Source organism: Actinobacillus minor NM305, from assembly GCF_000175195.1.
Classification (GTDB): Bacteria; Pseudomonadota; Gammaproteobacteria; order Enterobacterales; family Pasteurellaceae; genus Haemophilus_A; species Haemophilus_A minor.
In genome coordinates, this window is the sequence record NZ_ACQL01000097.1 from 49,722 (window position 1) to 70,734 (window position 21,013).

Consider the following 21,013-nt stretch of genomic DNA (forward strand, 5'->3'; position numbering starts at 1 on the left):
TCTCTTAGCTAAACCAACAAATTTGACGAGCAGCCATAATTAATTCACCGGCTGCTTCAGCAGATAATTCTTCAATATCCGCTAATTCGTCAGTACCTTGTTCAGCAAGATCTTCAAGTGTAGTAATGCCTTTTTCTGCCAATCTAAAGGCAATATGGCGTTCCATACCTTCAAGATTTAATAATTTCTCATCAATATGCGCTTGTTTTAGAGCTTCTTCTTCCGCTAATGCTTGTTTTGTGATTGCATTTTTTGCACGAGCCTGGAGTTCTTCAACAAGATCTTCATCTTCTAGACCATCAATTGCGGTTAAAGCATCCACTGGTACATAAGCAATCGCTTCTAAAGAGGTAAAACCTTCTTCAATTAACACTTGTGCAAATTCTTCATCAATTTCTAACGCTGATGTTAATAAATTGATAACTTTACCGTCTTCTTCTTGATTTTTCTTCTCTAACTCTTCAACGGTCATCACATTTAATGTCCAACCTGTTAATTGCGTTGCTAAACGAACGTTTTGTCCATTACGACCGATTGCTTGTGCTAGATTTTTCGCTTCAACAGCGATATCCATTGAGTGAGTTTCATCGTTGATGATAATTGAGCTTACATCTGCCGGTGCCATTGCATTAATCACAAATTGCGCAGGGTTATCATCCCATAACACGATATCAACACGCTCGCCACCTAATTCGTTGCTGATTGCTTGAACACGTGCACCACGCATACCTACGCAAGCACCTACTGGATCAATACGTTTATCATTGCTCTTTACCGCAATTTTTGCACGAGAACCCGGATCACGAGCTGCACCTTTAATTTCGATCGTTTGTTCGCCAATTTCAGGCACTTCTAATTTAAATAACTCCGTAAGCATTACCGGCTTAGCACGTGTTAAGAAAATTTGTGGTCCTTTTGATTCAGGTTTGATCGCATATAAAACGCCACGAACACGGTCACCCGGACGGAAGTTTTCACGAGGAAGCATATCTTCACGAACAATCACAGCTTCGCCTTTGATGTCTTCTGTTTTACCTTGTAACTCAAGGAAAATGTTATCACGTGTTACTTTCTTAACCGTAGCACTAATAATTTTTCCTTCATCAGAACGGAATTCATCAATAATTTTACCTTTTTCAGCTTCACGGATTTTCGTTTTAACGACTTGTCCAAAAGTTTGGATCGCAACACGACCAAATTCGATAGATTCAACTTCATCTTCAACAATATCGCCTAATTGAATATTAGGATCTTCAAATTGTGCTGCTTCTAAGCTAATTTCACGGGTCATATTATGCACTTCTTCTACCACCAACCAGCGGCGGAAGGTTTGGAAGTTACCTGTTTTACGATCAACCGAAACACGAACATCAATATCTAAATCGCTACTTTTTTTGGTTGCAATTGTTAAAGCTGTTTCTAAAGCTTCAAAAATCGCTTCTTTTGGTAATTGTTTTTCATTTGAAACCGCTTCTGCGGCAAAAAGAATTTCTTTACTCATTGGAATTTCTCTCTAAAGAATAGATTTGATTAAGTTAAAAATTAAACACTGGCACTAAATTTGCCTTTTGAATGTTGCCGAAAGCAAATTGACGTTCTTCATTATCCACAATCAGAGTAATTAAATCGCCATCAACTTTTTCCAATTTCCCCTGCCATTTACGGCGATCGAACATCGGAATACGTAAATGAATGGTAATTTCACGCCCTACAAAACGTTCATAATGCGCTAACGTAAATAATGGACGATCTAACCCAGGTGAAGAAACTTCAAGATTGTATTTATCTGCAATCGGATCTTCTACGTCTAAAATTGCACTTACTTGACGGCTAACATCACTACAATCATCAATAGTTACACCGCCTTCCTTATCAATATATAAACGTACAGTTAAAAAACGACCTGCACGCTGACATTCAATACCCACTAACTCACAGCCCATTGCTTCAATGGTATCTTGCGTTAATTCTGTTAATTTTTGCTCTAAGGTTGCCAAAGCATTTTCTCCAGATATAAAAAAAGAGCCTTACCAGCTCTTTATGATACGAAATATATTGTACCAGCCGCTTTTAAACATTTTTGAAAAACGTGAAAGCGGTTTGTTTTATGCTTTATTTTGCAATTTTCAAGATAAATCACATAAAACAAAGCTCACAGACCTAATCAGGAATGTGAGCCTACAAAACTGGTTGCGGGGGCCGGATTTGAACCAACGACCATTATAGAGGAAAAGAAAATAAAGTCAAATGTTTTTGTAAAATTATTTTCTTTTTCAACCGCTTTGATGAGTTCCTTTAATTCACTGTAAATACAGTGTAGAATATCGGGATATTTTATTTAATTCTATAAGAGATAATTATGAGCGAAGAGATTCTAACGCACGAAGATGTACGTGCCAACTTTATTACCCACATTATTGATGAAGATTTAGCATCAGGTAAACATAATAACGTCTATACTCGTTTCCCACCTGAGCCAAATGGCTATTTACATATCGGTCACGCCAAATCTATCTGCTTAAACTTCGGGATTGCAGAAGATTACAAAGGCTTATGTAACTTACGCTTTGACGATACTAACCCAGTTAAAGAAGACGTGGAATACGTTGATTCAATCAAAGAAGATGTAAAATGGTTAGGCTTTGAATGGGAAGGCGAACCACGTTATGCCTCTGATTATTTCGATCAACTTTACGGCTATGCCATTGAATTAATTAACAAAGGCTTAGCCTATGTTGATGAGCTTTCTCCAGAAGAGATGCGTGAATATCGTGGTACATTAACTGAACCGGGTAAGAACAGCCCTTATCGTGATCGTCCGATTGAAGAAAACTTAGCGTTATTCGAAAAAATGAAAAATGGCGAAATCGAAGAAGGGAAAATGAGCTTGCGTGCAAAAATTGATATGGCTTCACCATTTATCGTAATGCGTGATCCTGTGTTATACCGTATCAAATTTGCGAGCCACCACCAAACAGGCGATAAATGGTGCATTTACCCGATGTACGATTTTACTCACTGTATTTCAGATGCCATTGAACGTATTACTCACTCAATTTGTACATTGGAGTTCCAAGACAACCGTCGTTTATATGACTGGGTGTTAGAAAATATTTCGATTGAACGTCCATTACCGCATCAGTATGAATTTTCACGTTTAAACTTAGAAGGTACATTAACCTCTAAACGTAAGTTGTTGAAATTGGTGAACGACGGTATTGTTGATGGTTGGAACGACCCTCGTATGCCGACAATTTCGGGCTTACGTCGTCGTGGTTATACCCCTGCTTCTATCCGTGAATTTTGCCGTCGTATTGGTGTAACAAAACAAGATAACGTGGTGGAATACAGCGCGTTGGAGTCTTGTATTCGTGATGACTTAAATACCAACGCACCGCGTGCAATGGCTGTGATTAACCCAGTTAAAGTTGTGATTGAAAACTTTGAAGGCGAAGAGTGGCTAACCGCACCAAATCACCCAAACCGTGAAGAGCTTGGTAGCCGTGAATTGCCGTTTACCCGTGAACTTTACATTGATGAAGCAGACTTCCGTGAAGAAGCAAACAAACAGTACAAACGCCTTGTATTAGGCAAAGAAGTACGTTTGCGTAATGCCTATGTGATTAAAGCGGAACGTGTAGAAAAAGATGCAAGCGGTAAGATCACTACAATTTATTGCACCTACGATCCTGAAACTTTAGGTAAAAACCCTGCGGACGGGCGTAAAGTGAAAGGCGTAATTCACTGGGTATCTGCGGTACATAATAAACCTGCGGAGTTCCGTATTTACGACCGCTTGTTTACCGTAGCAAATCCAGGGGCTGAAGAAGACATCTGCTCTGTGGTAAATCCGCAATCTTTAGTCATTAAACACGGCTTCGTTGAGCCAAGTTTAGCGAATGCAAAAGCAGAACAAGGCTATCAATTTGAACGTGAGGGTTATTACTGTTTAGATAGTAAAGATGGTAGTGCAGATCATCTTGTCTTTAACTTGACAGTTAGCCTAAAAGAAAGCGTTGCGTTCTAATAATAAATCCCCCGTTGAGGGGGATTTTTTTATCTATGTAATACTGAAAATCGACTTATTGTAAGTGAAATCAAAAACCCTACCGCTTGCAACAACACAATACAAGGCCCTGTGGCGACATCAAAATGGAAACTTAAAAACACGCCCCAGAAAGCACTATTTACCGCAGTAAAGATGGCGATCAGCAACATTCGGTCAAAGCGTTTGGCAAGTATGTAGCCTGTGATCCCTGGGGTAATCAACATTGCGACCACTAAAATCACGCCGACTACTTGCATTGCACTAATAATTACTAATGCCAATAAAACCAGTAAGCTGTAATGTAACACTTTGATATTAAAGCCAACGGTGCGAGCGTGGCTGGCATCGAAGCAGTAAAGTAGGAAATCTCGGCGTTTCACTAAGATAACTAATAACACCACAAGAGAGATCGCTAGGGTTTGGTAAAATTCACTGTTGGTAATCCCAAGTAGGTCACCAAATAAGATGTGCATTAAATGTTGATCGGTTTCAACTTTGGCAAACATCACTAAGCCTAACGCAAACATTCCCGAAAAGACGATCCCCATTACCGTATCTTCTTTAATGCGACTATTTTCTTTGAGATAGCCCACGGCAACGGCACAAAAAATACCCGAAACAAAAGCCCCGATGGCTAATGGAATGGCAAGCAGATAGGCAATCACAATCCCTGGTAATACGGCGTGTGAGATTGCATCACCCATTAGCGCCCAACCTTTTAGTACCAAATAGCAGGACAACACGGCACAGATGAGGGCAACCACAACACCAATGAGCAAAGCTTGTTGTATAAAAGGAAAAGCAAGCGGTTCAGCAAACCATTGATAGAGCGCGTCCATTATTCTCCCCCTTGACAAGCGGTCGGTTTGACTGGATTTTTTGCAAATTTGCGTGAAACTAAACCATATTTAGGGGCGAAGAAGAACGCTAATAAAAACAGTAGGGTTTGTAGCGTGACAATAAATCCACCTGTCGCACCATCAGCAAAATAGCTTAGATAAGCCCCGAAAAATCCACTAAAACCGCCAAGTGAAATTGCGATAATCAATAATTTGCCGAATTTATCCGTTAATAAATACGCCGTTGCCCCTGGTGTAACAACCATTGCGATCACTAAAATTGCACCGACACTTTGTAATGCAGCAACGATACAAGCGCTGAGTAGGCTAAAAAACAGTACTTTAAGTCGCATCGGCGAAATGCCTACGGCTTTGGCTTGAATTTCATCAAAAAAGACGAGTAATAAATCTTTCCAGTAAATCACTAGAAAAAAGAGTGATACCGCTAAAATAATCACCACTTGTAGCATATCTTCATCGGCAATACCTAAGATATTGCCGAGAATGATGGATTGCACATTAACGGAGGTTGGATTGATTGAAATAATCAATAAACCTAAGGCAAAAAAGGTGGTAAAAATAAAGCCAATTACCGCATCTTCTCGTAATTTTGTGACGGATTTAACCGCTAAGATAGCAATAGTGGCAAGAAATCCCGAAAAGAAAGCCCCAACAGCATAAGGCAAGGACAGGGCATAAGCCAGTGCTACACCAGGAACAACGGCGTGCGATAAGGCATCACCAATCAGCGACCAGCCTTTGAGCATTAAATAGGCAGATAAAAAAGCACAGACCGCCCCGATTGCACCGCTTACCACAATCGCTTTAAACATATAATCGTAGGAAAAAGGTTCTAGCAGTAACTCAAGCATTGATTATTCCTTATGTTCTCCGAGTAACTGCTGATAACGCAAGACACCACCGAATACTCGCTCAAGATTTTCAGGGGTGAATGTTGTTTCGATCGTTCCTGTTGCTAACACCGTGCGATTAATCATTACCGCTTGATCGCAAAAACTTGGTACGGCGGCTAAATTATGGGTAGAAACTAGGATTAAGTGACCGCTGTCCCGAAGCTGTTTGAGCAGATCGATTATCGCATTTTCGGTATTTACGTCCACGCCAGTGAAAGGTTCGTCAAGTAAGATAATTTTGCTCTCTTGAGCAAGCGAACGTGCCAAAAACACGCGTTTTTTCTGCCCTCCAGAAAGCTCGCCGATTTGACGATCAGCAAGGTGAGCAATATTGACCCGATCCATTGCTTCGGCAACTTTTTGCTTATCCACCGCAGAAGGGATACGCAGAAAATTCATATAGCCATAACGCCCCATCATTACTACATCATAAACCGATACAGGAAATTGCCAGTCCACTTCTTCACTTTGTGGCACATAAGCAACAAGATTGCGTTTTAAGGCTTGATTGACAGGCAGTCCGCATAGTTCAATCTTTCCTTTTGGCTGAACTAAGCCCATAATGCTTTTAAATAAGGTTGATTTGCCACTGCCGTTCACCCCAAGTAATGCACAGATTGTGCCACCGTCAAGGCGAAAAGTAACATCGTGAATTGCCGTGTGTCCGTTGCTATAACGAACGGTGACATCAGAAACAGAAAGAGAACTCAGGGGAATGTTCATATTTGTTAGGTAATCCTATTTTGTAAATCTAGGGCGAACCAAAGCTGTTCTCCCAAATTCTGCGGTATTTATGGGCGGACACATCGGTCCGCCCCTACCTTTTAATCATATTAATCTTATCTATTTACCTTCAAATCCAGCAACAATAGTACTTACCGTCACATTAAGTAAATCAATATAGGTTGGTACTTTGCCATCTTTGGTTGAGAGAGAGTCCACATATAACACACCGCCATAGCGTGCTTTACTCTCTTTTGCCACTTGTTTAGCCGGTTTATCTGAAATGGTACTTTCGCTAAATACCACTGGAATTTGATGTTTACGCACTTGGTCGATCACTTTGCGGATCTGTTTTGGCGTGCCTTGTTCATCTTGGTTAATCGCCCAAAGATATAACTCTTTGAAGCCATAATCTCTAGCAAGATAGCTAAACGCCCCTTCGCTCGTCACTAACCAACGTTGTGCTTCAGGCACTTTTGCCAAACGCTCACGCAACGGCTGATCTAAGGCAACGATCTTATCGGCATAAGCTTTCGCATTGGCATTATAGGCTTCTGCATTTGCTGGATCGTATTTTACTAAGGCTTGACGAATATTCTCAATATAAATCAAGGCATTTTTCGTAGACATCCAAGCGTGTGGGTTTGGCTTATCTTTGTAAGGCCCTTCATAAATAGAAATCGGCTCAATGCCTTCCGTTACCACAACTGCAGGCTTATCTTTCACCTGTGCAAAGAAACGCTCAAACCAACTTTCAAGGTTCATACCATTCCACAACACCAAATCCGCAGATTGTGCTTTCACAATATCCTGTGGCGTTGGTTGATAATCGTGGATTTCCGCACCTGGTTTAGTGATCGACTCGACCACCGCCTTATCCCCTGCGACATTTTGAGCAATGTCTTGGATAACCGTAAAGGTCGTAACCACTTTAAATGGTTTAGCCGAAAGAGGCATTGCGGTAATAAATAATGTAGTTAATGCAATTAAAAGTTTTTTCATTTAGATAAATCTCCCTTTTTTAATTATGGTTTTACCATTATATGAAACAATAAATCTAAATGCAAATGATTTTTAAATAAAAAGGCATACTATATAATAGTATGCCTTTTATGCTATAGAGATGATTATTTCAATTGATCAAACGCTCTACGTAAGTCCGCTTTTAAATCTTCCACGTGTTCTAAACCCACTGAGAAGCGTAATAACGTATTGGTAATACCACGAGCAATACGTTCGTGTTCCGGAATATCCATATGCGTTTGTGTTGCCGGATAAGTAATAAAGCTCTCTGTTCCCCCTAAACTTTCTGCAAAGGTAATAAGCTTCATCGCTTTTAAAAATAATGGCACCCACTCTTCTTTTTGTAAGCGGAAAGATAACATACCACTTTTACCCGAATATAACACACTATCAATTTCCGGTTGCTCTTTTAAGAATTTTGCTAACTCCGTTGCATTTGATTGATGGCGTTCCATACGTAATGCCAATGTTTTTAAGCCACGAACCGCTAAATAAGAGTCAAACGGAGAAAGTACCGCACCAGCGCAGTTTTGGAAATAGAATAAACGTTCCGTTAAGTTCTGCCCATTGACTTTCGTTGCTTCCGAATCTTTGGCAACAATCAAACCGGCTAACACATCATTATGCCCTGCTAAGTATTTAGTCGCACTGTGAATCACAATATCAGCACCGTGTTCAATCGGGCGGAATAATACCGGCGTTAAGAAGGTATTATCTACAATTAACATTAAATTGTGTTTTTTCGCAATTTTTGAAATAGCTGCAACATCACACTCTTCCATAAGTGGATTTGAAGGTGTTTCAACAAAAATAGCCTTTGTATTTGGCGTAATTGCTGCTTCGATTGCATTTAAATCTGCAGTATTCACATAAACAGGTTTAAGTGTACCGTGATTTTTATGGCTAAAATCAAATAAACGGTATGAGCCACCATAAACATCGCTTGAAATAATCCATTCATCAGGTGCTTTGAAAAGTGACATCACTAATTGAATAGCCGCCATACCTGAAGACATCGCAAAACCTGCATCACCACCTTCTAAATCTGCAATGCCTTGTTCTAACACTGCTCGAGTAGGATTTTTAGTACGGGTATAATCCCAACCTGTTGATTCGCCAAGCCCTTCTCGCCCATAAGCGGTCGATAATATAATTGGCGTTGCGACAGCACCTGTACGAGGATCAGAGCGGTTGCCAAGCTGAACTAATGTTGTTTCGATATTATTAAATTTTGTCATTTTATATTCCTTTCAGCGTCTATAATTGGTTCAGATTTAGCACATCGGTCATATCAAATAAACCATTGTTTTTATCCGCTAACCATTTTGCCGCACGTACTGCACCGTTCGCAAACGTCATACGACTAGAGGCCTTATGAGCAATCTCAACTCGTTCGCCTTCATCAGCAAACCAAACACTATGCTCACCAACTACATCGCCCGCACGAATGGTTGCAAAACCAATTTCATCACGTTTACGTTCGCCAGTAATACCTTCACGAGCAAAAACACCGTGTGTTTTCAAATCACGACCTAACGTTTTAGCGATATGCTCACCCATTGATAATGCTGTACCCGATGGTGCATCGACTTTATGGCGATGATGCGCTTCAATGACTTCAATATCACAATAATCTCCCATCACTTTTGCCGCTTTTTCGAGTAATTTGAAAACTAAATTCACACCTACACTATAATTAGATGCAAATACGATGCCTATTTTTTCTGATGCTTCTTTGATCGCTTGTTTACCGGCATCATCAAAACCAGTCGTGCCGATAATCATTTTCTTCTGATGTGCTACGCAGAATTGAAGGTGTGCTAAAGTCCCTTCTGGGCGAGTGAAATCAATTAACACATCGAAACAATCTGCTTGCTCCGCTAAACTCTCCGCAATTTTCACTCCTAAATGCCCAATACCTGCCACTTCTCCGGCATCAGAACCAATGAGCGATGAACCTTGACGTTCAAATGCTGCGCCTAATTCTACCCCATCCATATTTTGTACAGCTTGAATAAGGTTGCGTCCCATTCTTCCGCCTGCACCCACGATTGCAATTTTTAATGTCATATTCATTCCTGTAACTTAGTGTTGTGAAAGCACAACTTATTTCTGATAAGCGGTTTGATTTTACTCTAAATTTACAAATTTTTGGAAGAGTGATTATCAAATTCATAATAAAAAACCTCAATAAAAACAAATTTATTGAGGTTTAAAAATCCATTACTTAACTAGCTTCAAGTGTGAGGATTTTTTCTTCACAACTTTTTTAGTTTTTACCTCATTGCTTTCTGCCATAGAGGTTCTTTCTAAATAGCTCTGTTCGCTATAATAGGCTTCTTCTTGGAACATAATTCCATCGCCGGTTTCTTGTGCATATAACGCTTCAACGGCGCCAAATGGAATATAAATATCTCGTAACATTCCCTGAAATCTAGCACTAAAGCTAATACTCTCATCGTTTACGACATAATTACCGATAGAACGTTGGGCAATATTTAAAATAATTTTTCCTTCACGTACATACTCCATTGGCACATCTACATTCGGATAATCACAATTTACCAGTAAGTAAGGCGTATTATCATTATCTGTGATCCAATTATAGTAAGCGTAATAAACGTAAGGACGTAGCGGTTTCATTAATCTTTATCATCCATTAAATGTTTTGGTGCAGCACCACCAACTGATTGAACAAAACTATCACGAGCAAATACACGGCTCATATAATTTTTAATTGGTTTAGCACCATTTCCAGTAAATTCAACACCTAAATTAACCATTCTCCAGAGTAATGGCGCAATATAGCAGTCTGTTAGGCTGAATTCTTCACTCATAAAATACGGCATTGCTTCAAAGACTGGAGCAAGACCAAGAATTTCATCGCGTAATTGAGCTAATGCTTTTTGCCCTTCTGCTGAAGCCGGATCTTTATTTACAATATCGATCAATGAGTACCAATCTTGTTCAATACGGAACATCGTTAAACGACATTTAGCACGTGAGACAGGGTAAACCGGCATTAATGGTGGATGTGGAAAACGCTCATCCAAATACTCCATAATAATACGTGAATTAAATAACACTAAATCACGATCCACTAAAGTTGGTACGCTACCATAAGGGTTCACTTCAGCAAGGTCTTCTGAAATGGTATCGGGAGCGATGTTCTCAATCTCATAAGGTACGCCTTTTTCAGCTAATACAATACGCACCTGATGACTATAAATATCCGTCTTTTCTGAAAAAAGTGTGGTTACAGAACGTTTATTTGCACTGTTTGTCATTATTACTTCTCCGATAACTCATTTAAGAATAGTGGGTTATTATAACATAAGCTACTATGAAAATAATAGCATTTAAACAACCATTTAGCCGAATATCATCATCCCTTTGTAAAATAATCACAAAAATTAACCGCTTGAAACATAACATAAAAATAGACAGGCAACCGATTGCCTTTTATGGTATGCTTACGCACAATTTTTTAAATATGGAAAAGAAAAAATGAATCGTCCTGAAATTGCTATTGTTATGGGATCTAAAAGCGACTGGGCAACTATGTCTGAAGCAACCCAAATTTTAGATCAATTTGAATTACCCTATCACGTTGAAGTTGTTTCTGCACACCGCACACCGGATAAACTCTTCTCTTTTGCTGAAAATGCAGAAAAAAACGGTTATAAAGTGATTATTGCTGGCGCAGGCGGAGCGGCACATTTACCGGGTATGATTGCTGCTAAAACCATTGTGCCTGTACTTGGTGTTCCTGTGAAAAGCTCAATGTTAAGCGGTGTTGATAGTCTCTACTCTATCGTACAGATGCCAAAAGGTATTCCAGTCGGTACATTAGCAATTGGTCCTGCCGGCGCAGCAAATGCAGGGCTACTGGCAGCACAAATTTTAGCCGCATTTAAACCGGAGCTTGCTATAAAATTACATGCATTCCGCCATGCGCAAACACAGCTGGTTTTAGATAATCCGGATCCGCGAGTGGAATAAGCAGAATAATATGGCAAAACGTATTCTTATTTTACACACAGGCGGCACCATTTCGATGAGTGAAGGGGAAGATGGAAAAGTCTCCCCTTCTGTTCGCAATCCATTATTAGATGCGCTTGAACGTTTAAATCATCCGGCGGAACTCTCTCAAGAAGCAGTCTTAAATGTACCTTCACCGCATATTAACCTTGAACATTGGTTATTACTTAAAAGTCGTATTGAGAAAGCGGTAAATGAAGAACATTTTGACGGTGTTGTGATTACCCATGGCACCGATACGCTCGAAGAAACTGCCTATTTTCTTGATTTAGCCTTAAATATCAATGTCCCTGTTGCTATTACAGGTGCAATGCGTTCAAGTAACGAATTGGGTGCGGACGGCTTAATCAATCTTCAAAGTGCAATTTTAGTTGCGTTAAGTGAAGAGTCCAAAGGAAAAGGCGTTTTAGTTGTGATGAACGATGAAGTTCATAATGCGAAATTTGTTACCAAAACGCATACAACTAACGTAGCAACATTCCAAACACCAACGTTTGGTCCTTGTGGATTAATAGCAAAAAATAAAGTGCTTTATTTCCAACAACTAAGTCATTACGAACGCTTCCCGATTCGTGAAATTACCAAATCGAACATTCAACTCGTTAAAGCTTATGCTGGAATGGATAGTTTCCTATTAGAGCAGCTTGCTCATCACGGTTGTGATGGTGTGGTTATTGAAGCCTTAGGTGCTGGAAATTTACCTCCGGCTAGTTTAAAAGGTGTTAAAGCCTTATTAGAAAACAGCATTCCTGTTGTACTTGTTTCTCGAGCCTTCCACGGCGTAACACAAGACGTGTATGATTATGTTGGAGGAGGAAAACAACTCAAACAACAAGGCGTTATTTTTACAACGGGGTTAAGCGGTCAAAAAGCCCGCATCAAGTTAATGGTATTGCTTAATCAGCAACGAGAAAAACCATTAGCCGACTACTTCTAATTTTACGAGGTTAATTCAAATGCAAAAAAGTGCAATCTACCCACCCATTTATGTTCTAGGAAACGGACAACTTGGCAGAATGTTACGCTATGCAGGCGCGCCATTAGATATTGAAGTTAAGCCGCTTGCCTTCGATGCAGATGTTTTTGAACTTGAAGAAAACAGCATTATTACAGCAGAAATTGAACGCTGGGCAGATACACCGCTTACCCAACTGTTAGGTAATCACAAAAATTTTGTGAACCTCAATGTTTTTGGGCGTTTAGCGGATCGCTTCACGCAAAAAAGCCTACTCGATCAATTAAATCTTTCCACTTCTCCGTGGCAACTTCTTGAAAATAAAGCGCAGTGGCAACAAATTTTTGCTGAAGTTGGCGAAAAAGTTGTCGTTAAACGCCGTACTGGGGGTTATGACGGCAGAGGGCAATGGATCGTTACCGCAGAAAATACCGACCAAATTACTGATGATCTATTCGGCGAAGTGATTGTCGAAAAATTTATTCCCTTTGATGGCGAGATTTCAGTGGTAGGTGCAAGATTTAGAGATGGTTCAACACGCTTCTACCCTATTACGCATAACCTCCAACAAAATGGTATTTTGCGTTACAGTGTATCAGATGTAACGCTACCTAATCAGGACATATTCCAAGCACAAGCTGAAAAAATGCTTGGCGCGATTATGCAAGAATTGGATTATATAGGTGTCATGGCAATGGAATGTTTTGTGGTGGGAGATAAACTTCTCATCAATGAACTTGCACCGCGTGTACACAATAGTGGCCACTGGACCCAATTAGGCTGCTCAATTAGTCAATTTGAACTACACCTTAGAGCATTATTAGACCTACCAACCCCAAAATTGACACCAATAGCACCAAGTGTGATGGTCAATCTTATCGGCATTGAGCATACTAACCAATGGTTAGATCTTCCTTTCGCTCAACTCCATTGGTATGGTAAAGAAGTTCGAGCGGGTAGAAAGGTGGGGCACATAAATCTTTGTCATCCCGATAAAAATGTTCTTATCGATCTCCTTGAACAGCTCCGACCAAATTTAACGGAAGATTTTAATTCAGGGCTGGATTGGGTAATCACAAAACTCGCCTAAGTTTAACAAAAAGGGCAAATATCACTTATTTGCCCTTTTGAATTTGTAAAAGATCTAATTTTTTAACCGCTTCTTGCAACTACTCCCCAGACACTTTCATTCTCTCAATTAAAATTGAACCGGTTTGAATATTCGAACGGTGTTCAATATCACCTGCGACTGCAACAATATTTTTAAACATTTCTTGAAGTTGTCCGGCAATAGTAATTTCTGCAACAGGATATTGGATTTCGCCATTCTCGACCCAAAAACCTGCTGCACCTCTAGAGTACTCTCCCGTTACGGCATTGATAGCCGAACCAAGAAACTCCGTAACCAATAAACCTGTTCCCATTTCTTTGAGTAACGCCTCTAAGCCCCCCGTGCGGTTTGGTTGGACAAGCCAGTTATGGATGCCACCAGCATGCCCTGTCGTTTTTAACCCCATTTTACGAGCTGAATAACTGGTCATTAAATAAGTTTGTAACACGCCTTCGGTAATAATTTCACGATTTTGTGTTTTTACCCCTTCGCTATCAAAAGCAGATGAAGCGAGTTGGCGTAATAAATGTGGTCTTTCCGAAATTTCAAACCATTCAGGTAGAATTTGCTTACCTAAATGATCTAACAAGAAGCTGGATTTTCTGTATAAAGCACCGCCACTAATCGCACCTGCAAGATGTCCGACTAACCCTGTAGCCACATCGTTATAATAAATCACTGGAACTTCGCACGTTTTGATTTTCTGTGGATTTAAACGATCTACCGCTTTAAACGCAGCCTGTTGCCCTACCCATTCCGGCGATTTTAATTTATCAAATTCACGTGAAATCGTATATTCATAATCTCGTTCGAGCTGATCTTCATAAGCTGAAATCACACTACATGAAAGCGAATAACGACTGGAAAGGTAACTTTGGAGCATACCGTGCGTATTTCCATAAACACGAACACCGCTATGCGAATTAAAACTTGCGCCTTCACTGTTCACAATATGCTCATCAGCATTTAAAGCAACATTCTCTGTGCTAATCGCCATTTCTAACGCTTGTTCAACAGAAATATCCGCTTGATGATAAAGATCTAAATCAGGCGCATCAAAAGCCATTTCCTCTTTATCCGCTAATCCCGTACACTCATCTTCTGAAGTATATTTGGCAATGGCGAGCGCTGATTCCACTGCCCGTTGAATGGAAGCTGTTTGTAAGTCTGAAGTTGAAGCATTCCCTTTACGTTTACCTAAATAAACAGAAATGCCTAAAGATCCGTCATTGTTAAATTCAATATTTTCAACCTGTTCCAAACGGCTTGAAACTGATAAGCCAGCCACTTTCGTGACGCTGACCTCTGCTTCTGCACCTGCTTTTTTTGCAAATTTCAGTGCAAATTCAACCGCTTGTCGAAGTTCTTGTTCTTGCGTTTGTAATTCTTGTTTTGTTACTAAAGACATAATTTTCCAATGTGAGTCATCAATTTTGGCGTATATTCTACCTTAAATTACCACAACAGAATAACTAAAAAGCTTTAGATCGCAAAAATGCGATAGAGAACGAGTTTACACTTACCTGCTTGACAAATATCGGGGCGAGTTTCAACATGAACCGCGTGAACTTGATACAACAACTCAGCGATACATACCACATCGGTGTTTTTTTGCAGGTTCATCGCTTCGCCTAAATAATATGTAATTGTGTCACAAGTTGATTTAATACCCTTTCGGTATCATCAAGCAATACCTCAAATTTTTCCATACCGAACTGCCGACTGACTTGTAATTCTGCTTCGGTTAGGCGAGCGATAATCGGCTCAATAAAGACTTTACCGCTGGCACTTAAAGCGATCAACTTACTGCGTTTATCGTTTGCATCGGGCAGAAAAATTAAAAATCCTTTCTGATCCAATTGCTTACAAACGGATGTTACCGTCTGTTTCGGCAAGCTCCATTTATCGCCAATAGCGGTCGGCGAAGTCGCACCGTATCGCCCGATGGAATATAAAAAATGCAATTCATTTAAGGTAAGTTGGTGCTGTTTCGCAACAGCCGCATAAATGCCCGATAATTTTGCCGCCAGCTCCACCAATTTATCAAAGGGAGTCATTTTCACGCTCCACAAATTTGACACGAGTAATGTCATAAAGCCAGTTAAATACCAACGCATATAGCATAATCAGCAAACTCAATCCAATATCCGCTAAAAAGGCGTGCCACAGACTTAACTCCAATAAATACGCCACCACAGGAATAGTAAACAATAATAACGTTCCCTCAAAATAGACCGTGTGCAGAAGCCGTAATTTTAGACTGCGCTCTTCCCGCTTGCCTGTAAAAATTTTATCGAACACATAGTTAAAGAAGAAGTTAAGCACCATTGCCATTACAGATGTTGCAACTCCCGTCCCTGCCGCTGCTTCAAGACTGAAATCTCCAGCCAGTAACACCGCAAGCGCACCGATTGTCATTGCGCCAAATTCAAACAATATCGAATGGAAAATACGCTCATAAAAGGTCATAAAAAATCCTATATCGTACTAAATAAATTTATCTTAGTACGATATAGGATTAGATACAAGGTGTTTTAGAATTTTTACTTTAAAGTTGAATGGTATCTAAGCCCATCATTTTATCCATTGAGCCAATCTCGGTATGAAAAGCGACTCCTAAACGGTTCCAAGCGTTGATTTGTGCAATGGAAAAAATCACATCACAAAGTTCTTGCTCGCTAAATACTTGGCTTGCACGCTGGTAAAGCTCATCGCTTAACCCTTCCGGCTGAATACGGGTCAATGCTTCTGTCAATTCCAATGCCATACGCTCTTTTTCATTAAACAGATTGCTTTCACGCCAAATTGCAACGTGATGTAAACGCATTTCACGTTCGCCGTGTTTACGTGCGGTTTTAACATGCATATCTAGGCAGAATGCACAGCCATTGAGTTGTGAAGCACGAATTTTAATCAACTCTTTCATAAACAGATCGATAGATAAATGCGCCAATGCGCCTTCTACTTTTAACATTTCACTATAAATTTTTGAACCAACTGATGCATAATTTAAACGTTGCATAATTTCTCCTTTTTGGGGTTGAATATAAAACGCTGGCTACTTTACTTGAACGAGTTTTAAATATAAAGTGTATTAAATCATTTAATCTATACGAGAAATCGAACAATGGCATTAGATAGACTTGAAGCAATCCGTGCATTTTGCCGAATTGTTGAATTAGGTAGCTTTAGTAAGGCTTCAGAAGTATTGGGCGTGGCAAAAACAACGATCTCGGGACAAATACAAGCTCTTGAAGAACGTTTAGGAATGACGTTATTACACCGTTCCACACGGCGTGTTTACCCGACAACAGACGGCACGGCTTACTATGAGCAAGTAAAAATCTTATTAGAAAACTTTGATGATCTTGAAAACCTAATTCAAGACAAAAGCACGCTAAGGGGAAAAATAAAAATCGAAACGACTGCACCTTTAGGGTCAAATTTGTTGATCCCTGCACTGCCCGATTTTTTGCAAAAATACCCTGAAATTCGGCTCGAAATCCGTTGTAGCGAACGGGCAGTCGATTTAATTCAAGAGGGTGTAGATTGTGCCTTACGTGGCGGCCCTGTTACCGAACCCGATTTAGTGTGTAAACCTGTTGGGCAAATGCGCTTTTGTTTATGTGCTGCGCCTCGCTATTTAAATAATGCTCCAGAACTCTCCCACCCTCGGGATTTGGCTCAACATCAGTATATTGGCTTTCGTTTTCCAGTCACAGATAAACTTCATACTTACACGTTAAAAAACGGGGACGAAATATACAATGTGGAACTTTCGCCTTATTTAACCTTTAACAATGCTGATGTGTATTGCAATGCCAGCCTTGCCGGCTTAGGCATTATTGCGATGCCACGTGCTTCGGTACAGCGTTATTTTGAAAGTGGTGAATTAGTTGAAGTGCTACCGAACTGGCAAACTAGCAGTATGCCTATTAGCATTGTTTACCCCTATTCTCGGCGACTATCTGCCCGTGTTCGAGCCTTTGTTGATTGGGCTACAAGTTTATTTGAAAATAATCCAATGTGGGGGAAGGATTAACAAGCGGTTACTTTTTCGTAATTCTTTACCTTTTGATTATTTGCATTTCTCGGATAATTTATCCTACTTTTGATTATGTCGTGCGAATTTTGATTAAGATAAAATATCTGCAAAACTATTTAACCTTTTAAAGGAAAACAACATGAAAAAAACGATTCTTGCGACACTTATTTTTATATCCGCAGCAAGCTATGCCAAGGTCGAAAACCCAACCGTTAATACAAGCGAAGCAAATTATAAAGCGAGTGTCTTGATCGATAATCTCAACAATCCGTGGGATATGGTATGGGGCGCAGATGGCAATATTTGGGTAACAGAACGCCAAGGTAAACACATCTCTATCGTTAATCCTGAAACAGGGATACATAAAGTGCTTTATACTTTAGAGAATGCTTTTGTTGCTCCCCCACATCAAGGCGTATTAGGTTTAGCGCTCCATCCTAATTTTATGAAAGGCAGCAATGAAGATTACGTCTATGCCTACTACACCTATTCGGTTAAAGGGGAAAAATCAGAATTTGGTCGTATTGTGCGTTTAACTTACGATCCGAAAACACAAACGTTAAGCAATGAAATTACCGTATTAGACAAATTACCTGCAAATGACGATCACACAGCTGGTCGCTTGATTTTCGATAAATCGGGCAAACTATTGCTTACCCTTGGCGACAGCGGTTACAACCAATTTGGTAACAGTTGTAAAGAAATCCGTTCACAGATGATCCCAAGTGCTGATGAATTGGCAAAACAAGATTTTGATAAATACCGTGGCAAAATGTTACGTATCAATTTAGACGGCTCAATCCCAACAGATAATCCTGAAATCAAGGGAGTAAAAAGTCATGTTTTCGCTTATGGTTTACGTAATCCGCAAGGTATGGTTTATGCAGGCGATAAACTCTTTGGAATCGATCAAGGTCCAGGGACGGATGATGAAATCAACTTAATGGAAGCTGGTGGTAACTACGGCTGGCCACATATTGCGGGTTATCAAGATAATCAGGCGTACCGCTATGTAAACTATTCAACGGTAGAAAATTGTGCCAATGCACCAATGTATGATGGAACCACCGTGCCAGAAGGCGTGAAAGTAGAAGCACAAAAAGAAACTGATACCAAATTGGATAATTTTAAAGAACCAATGAAAACGTTTTATACCGTACCAAATAGCTATAACTTCCACGATCCAAAATGTAATGGGGAATATGTTTGCTGGCCAACTGTGGCAACAACCAGCATTGCCTACTACCCGAAAGACGGTAAAATCAAAGAATTCCAAAATTCATTGTTAGTTACCGGTGTGAAAACAGGTACGCTCTATCGCTTACCATTAGATGCAGATGCAAAACAAGTACAAGGCGAGGTAATCACCCATTTCCGTACCGACAATCGCTACCGTATGGTGCTTGTTAGCCCTGATACAAGCAAAATTTATGTCGCGACCGATAACGCTGGTTACATTATGGGTAAAAATAGCGTACCAACAAAAGAAATGGCAAACAGAGGCGCAATTTTAGTATTTGAAGCGAAGTAAATTCAGCTCTCACATTCTATCAGGCGAAGTCATCTTCGCCTGATTTTTTTGCAAGATTTTCGATTTTTTCAACCGCTTGGGCATTTGGATGTACGTTTTTCATCTTTTTTCTATTGATATTTAATACTTAGTGAGAGCGATTTCTTAAACTAATATAAACCAATGCTCCCCAGCCAATCATGAAGAAAACGCCCCCTATCGGCGTACTCCAAACAAACCATGGCGCCCCAACCAAAGCAAGACTATAAAGGCTTCCACTAAACAATAAAATGCCTAACACCCAACTACCACCAATGATATTAAATGCTTTTGCTCGACAAGCGGGCGGATTTTGTGATTGATTTGCAATTTGGAATAAACCTAATCCAAACAATGCTAAGGTATGGAACATTTGATATTGCAAGCCTGTTGCAATCCAATCAATCGCTTTAGGCTCTAATGTTTTCTGTAATGCATGGGAAGCAAAAGCACCAAATGCAATACAAAAAAATCCGCTGAATGCGGCAAAAGCTAAAAATTTGTTTTTCATTTTTTCCTCCTGATAAAAAGCAATCGTTTAGCAAAAAACTTTTTGTTTTCTACCGCTTGTTAGCTATTGCTTTATTTTATGACCTATTTAGAATAGAGTAGATTTATCCATAACAGACTCCGAGCTTGTTTTCCTAAGTCAAAATCAAAACGATATGGAAACAATGCCAGAATTATATAACAAATAATTCCATGGTTCGCTGAGAAATTATCGGGCCACTCGTATTTAGAAAGGTGTCAAATGCAAATTCCAATTAAACAGATTGGAAACAATTCTACTTTAGTAGATCGTTTCCAGCGTCAATACACTTATTTACGGTTGTCGATTACCGATGTCTGTAACTTTCGTTGCAACTATTGTTTGCCCGATGGGTATCGTCCGCCGTCGCATAAACAAACCTTTCTATCTGTCGATGAAATTCAACGTGTTGCTCAAGCTTTTGCCAATTTAGGCACGGAAAAAATCCGTATTACCGGTGGCGAGCCGACTTTACGCAAGGATTTTTTAGAAATCGCTCATCGCCTTTCACAAACGGCAGGTATTCGCCAAATTGCATTAACTACCAACGGTTATCGAATGGAACGTGATGTTGAGTTGTGGCAACAAGCTGGAATTACCCATTTAAACGTGAGTGTTGATAGCTTAGACCCTCGCCAATTTCATTTGATTACGGGGGAAAATAAACTCGCAACGGTGTTAAACGGTATCGATCGTGCTTTTGAGATTGGCTATAAAAAAGTCAAAGTTAATGCTGTGTTGATGAAGCAATATACCGCTAAAGGTTTGGACGATTTCTTGCATTGGATTAAAGATCGCCCTATTCAGATGCGGTTTATTGAGTTAATGGAAACCGGCGAAATGGATCACTTTTTCCAGCAACAGCACCTTTCAGGGCAATCTATTTTAGAACGATTAACTCAAGAAGGTTGGCAATTGCAACCTAAAGCGATGTCTGATGGACCGGCTAAAGTTCTCGCCCACCCTGATTATCAAGGGGAAATCGGTTTGATTATGCCTTATGAAAAGAATTTTTGTGCCAGCTGTAACCGTTTAAGAGTGTCGGCATTAGGCAAATTGCACCTTTGTTTGTTCGGCGAAGAAGGGATCGATATTCGGGATTTATTGCAATCGGACGAGCAACAATTTCAACTCGAAGCCAGATTAAAATCCGCTCTGCAAGGCAAGCGTGAACACCATTATTTGCATATTGGCGATAGTGGCGTGAGAAATAATTTGGCATCGATTGGGGGATAG

Annotated in this window: 23 protein-coding genes and 1 riboswitch; of the genes, 7 read left to right on the top strand and 16 right to left on the bottom strand. The window is 40.0% G+C overall.

All coding sequences use genetic code 11. From position 1 onward, the window contains the following. Nucleotides 1-4: 4 nt before the first annotated feature. The gene (gene nusA, locus AM305_RS06120) at nucleotides 5-1,501 is read right to left on the bottom strand and encodes a transcription termination factor NusA (protein WP_005824137.1); all 1,497 of its coding nucleotides are present in this window, start codon (nucleotides 1,499-1,501) and stop codon (nucleotides 5-7) included. A gap of 34 nt (nucleotides 1,502-1,535) precedes the next feature. Next, nucleotides 1,536-1,997 carry a ribosome maturation factor RimP gene (gene rimP, locus AM305_RS06125; protein WP_005818806.1) on the bottom strand — a complete coding sequence of 154 codons (462 nt, stop codon included), beginning with the start codon at nucleotides 1,995-1,997 and terminating at the stop codon, nucleotides 1,536-1,538. A gap of 362 nt (nucleotides 1,998-2,359) precedes the next feature. Between rimP and glnS the strand changes: the two genes are divergently transcribed. After that, a complete protein-coding gene (glnS, locus tag AM305_RS06130; RefSeq protein ID WP_005824139.1) occupies nucleotides 2,360-4,027 on the top strand; it encodes a glutamine--tRNA ligase in 1,668 nt (555 codons plus the stop codon). A gap of 29 nt (nucleotides 4,028-4,056) precedes the next feature. Here glnS and AM305_RS06135 read toward each other — a convergent pair whose 3' ends face one another. The 8 genes from AM305_RS06135 to sspA form a co-directional block, all read right to left on the bottom strand. Beyond that, entirely contained in the window at nucleotides 4,057-4,887 is an 831-nt protein-coding gene (locus tag AM305_RS06135) for a metal ABC transporter permease (RefSeq protein WP_005824141.1), read from the bottom strand. Beyond that, nucleotides 4,887-5,759 carry a metal ABC transporter permease gene (locus AM305_RS06140; RefSeq protein ID WP_005824143.1) on the bottom strand — a complete coding sequence of 291 codons (873 nt, stop codon included), beginning with the start codon at nucleotides 5,757-5,759 and terminating at the stop codon, nucleotides 4,887-4,889. Before AM305_RS06140 ends, AM305_RS06135 begins: the two co-directional genes overlap by 1 nt. 3 nt (nucleotides 5,760-5,762) lie before the next feature. Continuing rightward, the gene (locus tag AM305_RS06145; protein WP_005824145.1) at nucleotides 5,763-6,524 is read right to left on the bottom strand and encodes a metal ABC transporter ATP-binding protein; all 762 of its coding nucleotides are present in this window, start codon (nucleotides 6,522-6,524) and stop codon (nucleotides 5,763-5,765) included. A gap of 120 nt (nucleotides 6,525-6,644) precedes the next feature. Beyond that, on the bottom strand, nucleotides 6,645-7,526 hold the full coding sequence (locus tag AM305_RS06150; protein WP_005824147.1) for a metal ABC transporter substrate-binding protein: 882 nt from the start codon (nucleotides 7,524-7,526) through the stop codon (nucleotides 6,645-6,647). A 125-nt stretch (nucleotides 7,527-7,651) separates the two neighbouring features. Next, nucleotides 7,652-8,785: a methionine biosynthesis PLP-dependent protein gene (locus AM305_RS06155; protein ID WP_005824149.1), complete on the bottom strand. Its 1,134-nt coding sequence runs from the start codon at nucleotides 8,783-8,785 to the stop codon at nucleotides 7,652-7,654. 19 nt (nucleotides 8,786-8,804) lie between these two features. Further along, nucleotides 8,805-9,617, bottom strand: coding sequence for a 4-hydroxy-tetrahydrodipicolinate reductase (gene dapB / locus AM305_RS06160; protein WP_005824151.1), 813 nt, complete (start codon nucleotides 9,615-9,617; stop codon nucleotides 8,805-8,807). A 153-nt stretch (nucleotides 9,618-9,770) separates the two neighbouring features. Then, nucleotides 9,771-10,190 (bottom strand): ClpXP protease specificity-enhancing factor, encoded by a 420-nt coding sequence (locus AM305_RS06165; protein WP_005824153.1) that lies wholly within the window; start codon nucleotides 10,188-10,190, stop codon nucleotides 9,771-9,773. Continuing rightward, nucleotides 10,190-10,834 carry a stringent starvation protein SspA gene (sspA, locus tag AM305_RS06170; protein ID WP_005824155.1) on the bottom strand — a complete coding sequence of 215 codons (645 nt, stop codon included), beginning with the start codon at nucleotides 10,832-10,834 and terminating at the stop codon, nucleotides 10,190-10,192. The genes AM305_RS06165 and sspA overlap by 1 nt, the downstream gene beginning before the upstream one ends. Before the next feature lie 220 nt (nucleotides 10,835-11,054). Between sspA and purE the strand changes: the two genes are divergently transcribed. From purE to purK, 3 genes are read left to right on the top strand one after another with little or no spacing between them, the layout of a single operon-like run. Beyond that, a complete protein-coding gene (gene purE / locus AM305_RS06175; protein WP_005824156.1) occupies nucleotides 11,055-11,549 on the top strand; it encodes a 5-(carboxyamino)imidazole ribonucleotide mutase in 495 nt (164 codons plus the stop codon). A gap of 10 nt (nucleotides 11,550-11,559) precedes the next feature. Further along, the gene (locus AM305_RS06180; protein ID WP_005824159.1) at nucleotides 11,560-12,525 is read left to right on the top strand and encodes an asparaginase; all 966 of its coding nucleotides are present in this window, start codon (nucleotides 11,560-11,562) and stop codon (nucleotides 12,523-12,525) included. A gap of 19 nt (nucleotides 12,526-12,544) precedes the next feature. Beyond that, complete coding sequence (purK, locus tag AM305_RS06185) at nucleotides 12,545-13,633, top strand: 5-(carboxyamino)imidazole ribonucleotide synthase (protein ID WP_005824161.1); 1,089 nt, start codon at nucleotides 12,545-12,547, stop codon at nucleotides 13,631-13,633. Between the two features lie 79 nt (nucleotides 13,634-13,712). On the opposite strand, the gene pmbA is transcribed toward purK, so the two are convergent. The 5 genes from pmbA to AM305_RS06205 all read right to left on the bottom strand — a co-directional run bounded on the left by pmbA (nucleotide 13,713) and on the right by AM305_RS06205 (nucleotide 16,676). Further along, nucleotides 13,713-15,062 carry a metalloprotease PmbA gene (gene pmbA, locus AM305_RS06190; RefSeq protein ID WP_005824163.1) on the bottom strand — a complete coding sequence of 450 codons (1,350 nt, stop codon included), beginning with the start codon at nucleotides 15,060-15,062 and terminating at the stop codon, nucleotides 13,713-13,715. 74 nt (nucleotides 15,063-15,136) lie between these two features. Continuing rightward, on the bottom strand, nucleotides 15,137-15,277 hold the full coding sequence (locus AM305_RS12255) for a hypothetical protein (RefSeq protein WP_005824165.1): 141 nt from the start codon (nucleotides 15,275-15,277) through the stop codon (nucleotides 15,137-15,139). Between the two features lie 8 nt (nucleotides 15,278-15,285). After that, on the bottom strand, nucleotides 15,286-15,711 hold the full coding sequence (locus AM305_RS06195; RefSeq protein ID WP_005824167.1) for a MarR family transcriptional regulator: 426 nt from the start codon (nucleotides 15,709-15,711) through the stop codon (nucleotides 15,286-15,288). Further along, on the bottom strand, nucleotides 15,698-16,123 hold the full coding sequence (locus tag AM305_RS06200) for a PACE efflux transporter (RefSeq protein WP_005824169.1): 426 nt from the start codon (nucleotides 16,121-16,123) through the stop codon (nucleotides 15,698-15,700). Before AM305_RS06200 ends, AM305_RS06195 begins: the two co-directional genes overlap by 14 nt. 79 nt (nucleotides 16,124-16,202) lie before the next feature. Then, nucleotides 16,203-16,676, bottom strand: a complete 474-nt coding sequence (locus AM305_RS06205; RefSeq protein WP_005824171.1) for a carboxymuconolactone decarboxylase family protein — start codon at nucleotides 16,674-16,676, stop codon at nucleotides 16,203-16,205. Nucleotides 16,677-16,781: 105 nt separating this feature from the next. On the opposite strand from AM305_RS06205, the gene AM305_RS06210 reads away from it, so the two are divergent. Then, nucleotides 16,782-17,696, top strand: a complete 915-nt coding sequence (locus tag AM305_RS06210; RefSeq protein ID WP_005824173.1) for a LysR family transcriptional regulator — start codon at nucleotides 16,782-16,784, stop codon at nucleotides 17,694-17,696. A 142-nt stretch (nucleotides 17,697-17,838) separates the two neighbouring features. After that, nucleotides 17,839-19,230: a glucose/sorbosone family PQQ-dependent dehydrogenase gene (locus tag AM305_RS06215; RefSeq protein WP_005824176.1), complete on the top strand. Its 1,392-nt coding sequence runs from the start codon at nucleotides 17,839-17,841 to the stop codon at nucleotides 19,228-19,230. Nucleotides 19,231-19,357: 127 nt separating this feature from the next. Here the strand turns inward: AM305_RS06215 and AM305_RS06220 are convergent, their stop codons facing one another. Further along, nucleotides 19,358-19,759, bottom strand: coding sequence for a DUF423 domain-containing protein (locus AM305_RS06220; RefSeq protein ID WP_005824178.1), 402 nt, complete (start codon nucleotides 19,757-19,759; stop codon nucleotides 19,358-19,360). 105 nt (nucleotides 19,760-19,864) lie between these two features. Then, a riboswitch (molybdenum cofactor riboswitch) is annotated at nucleotides 19,865-20,011 on the top strand. On the opposite strand from AM305_RS06220, the gene moaA reads away from it, so the two are divergent. Continuing rightward, nucleotides 20,000-21,013, top strand: a complete 1,014-nt coding sequence (gene moaA / locus AM305_RS06225; RefSeq protein ID WP_005824179.1) for a GTP 3',8-cyclase MoaA — start codon at nucleotides 20,000-20,002, stop codon at nucleotides 21,011-21,013. It overlaps the preceding riboswitch by 12 nt.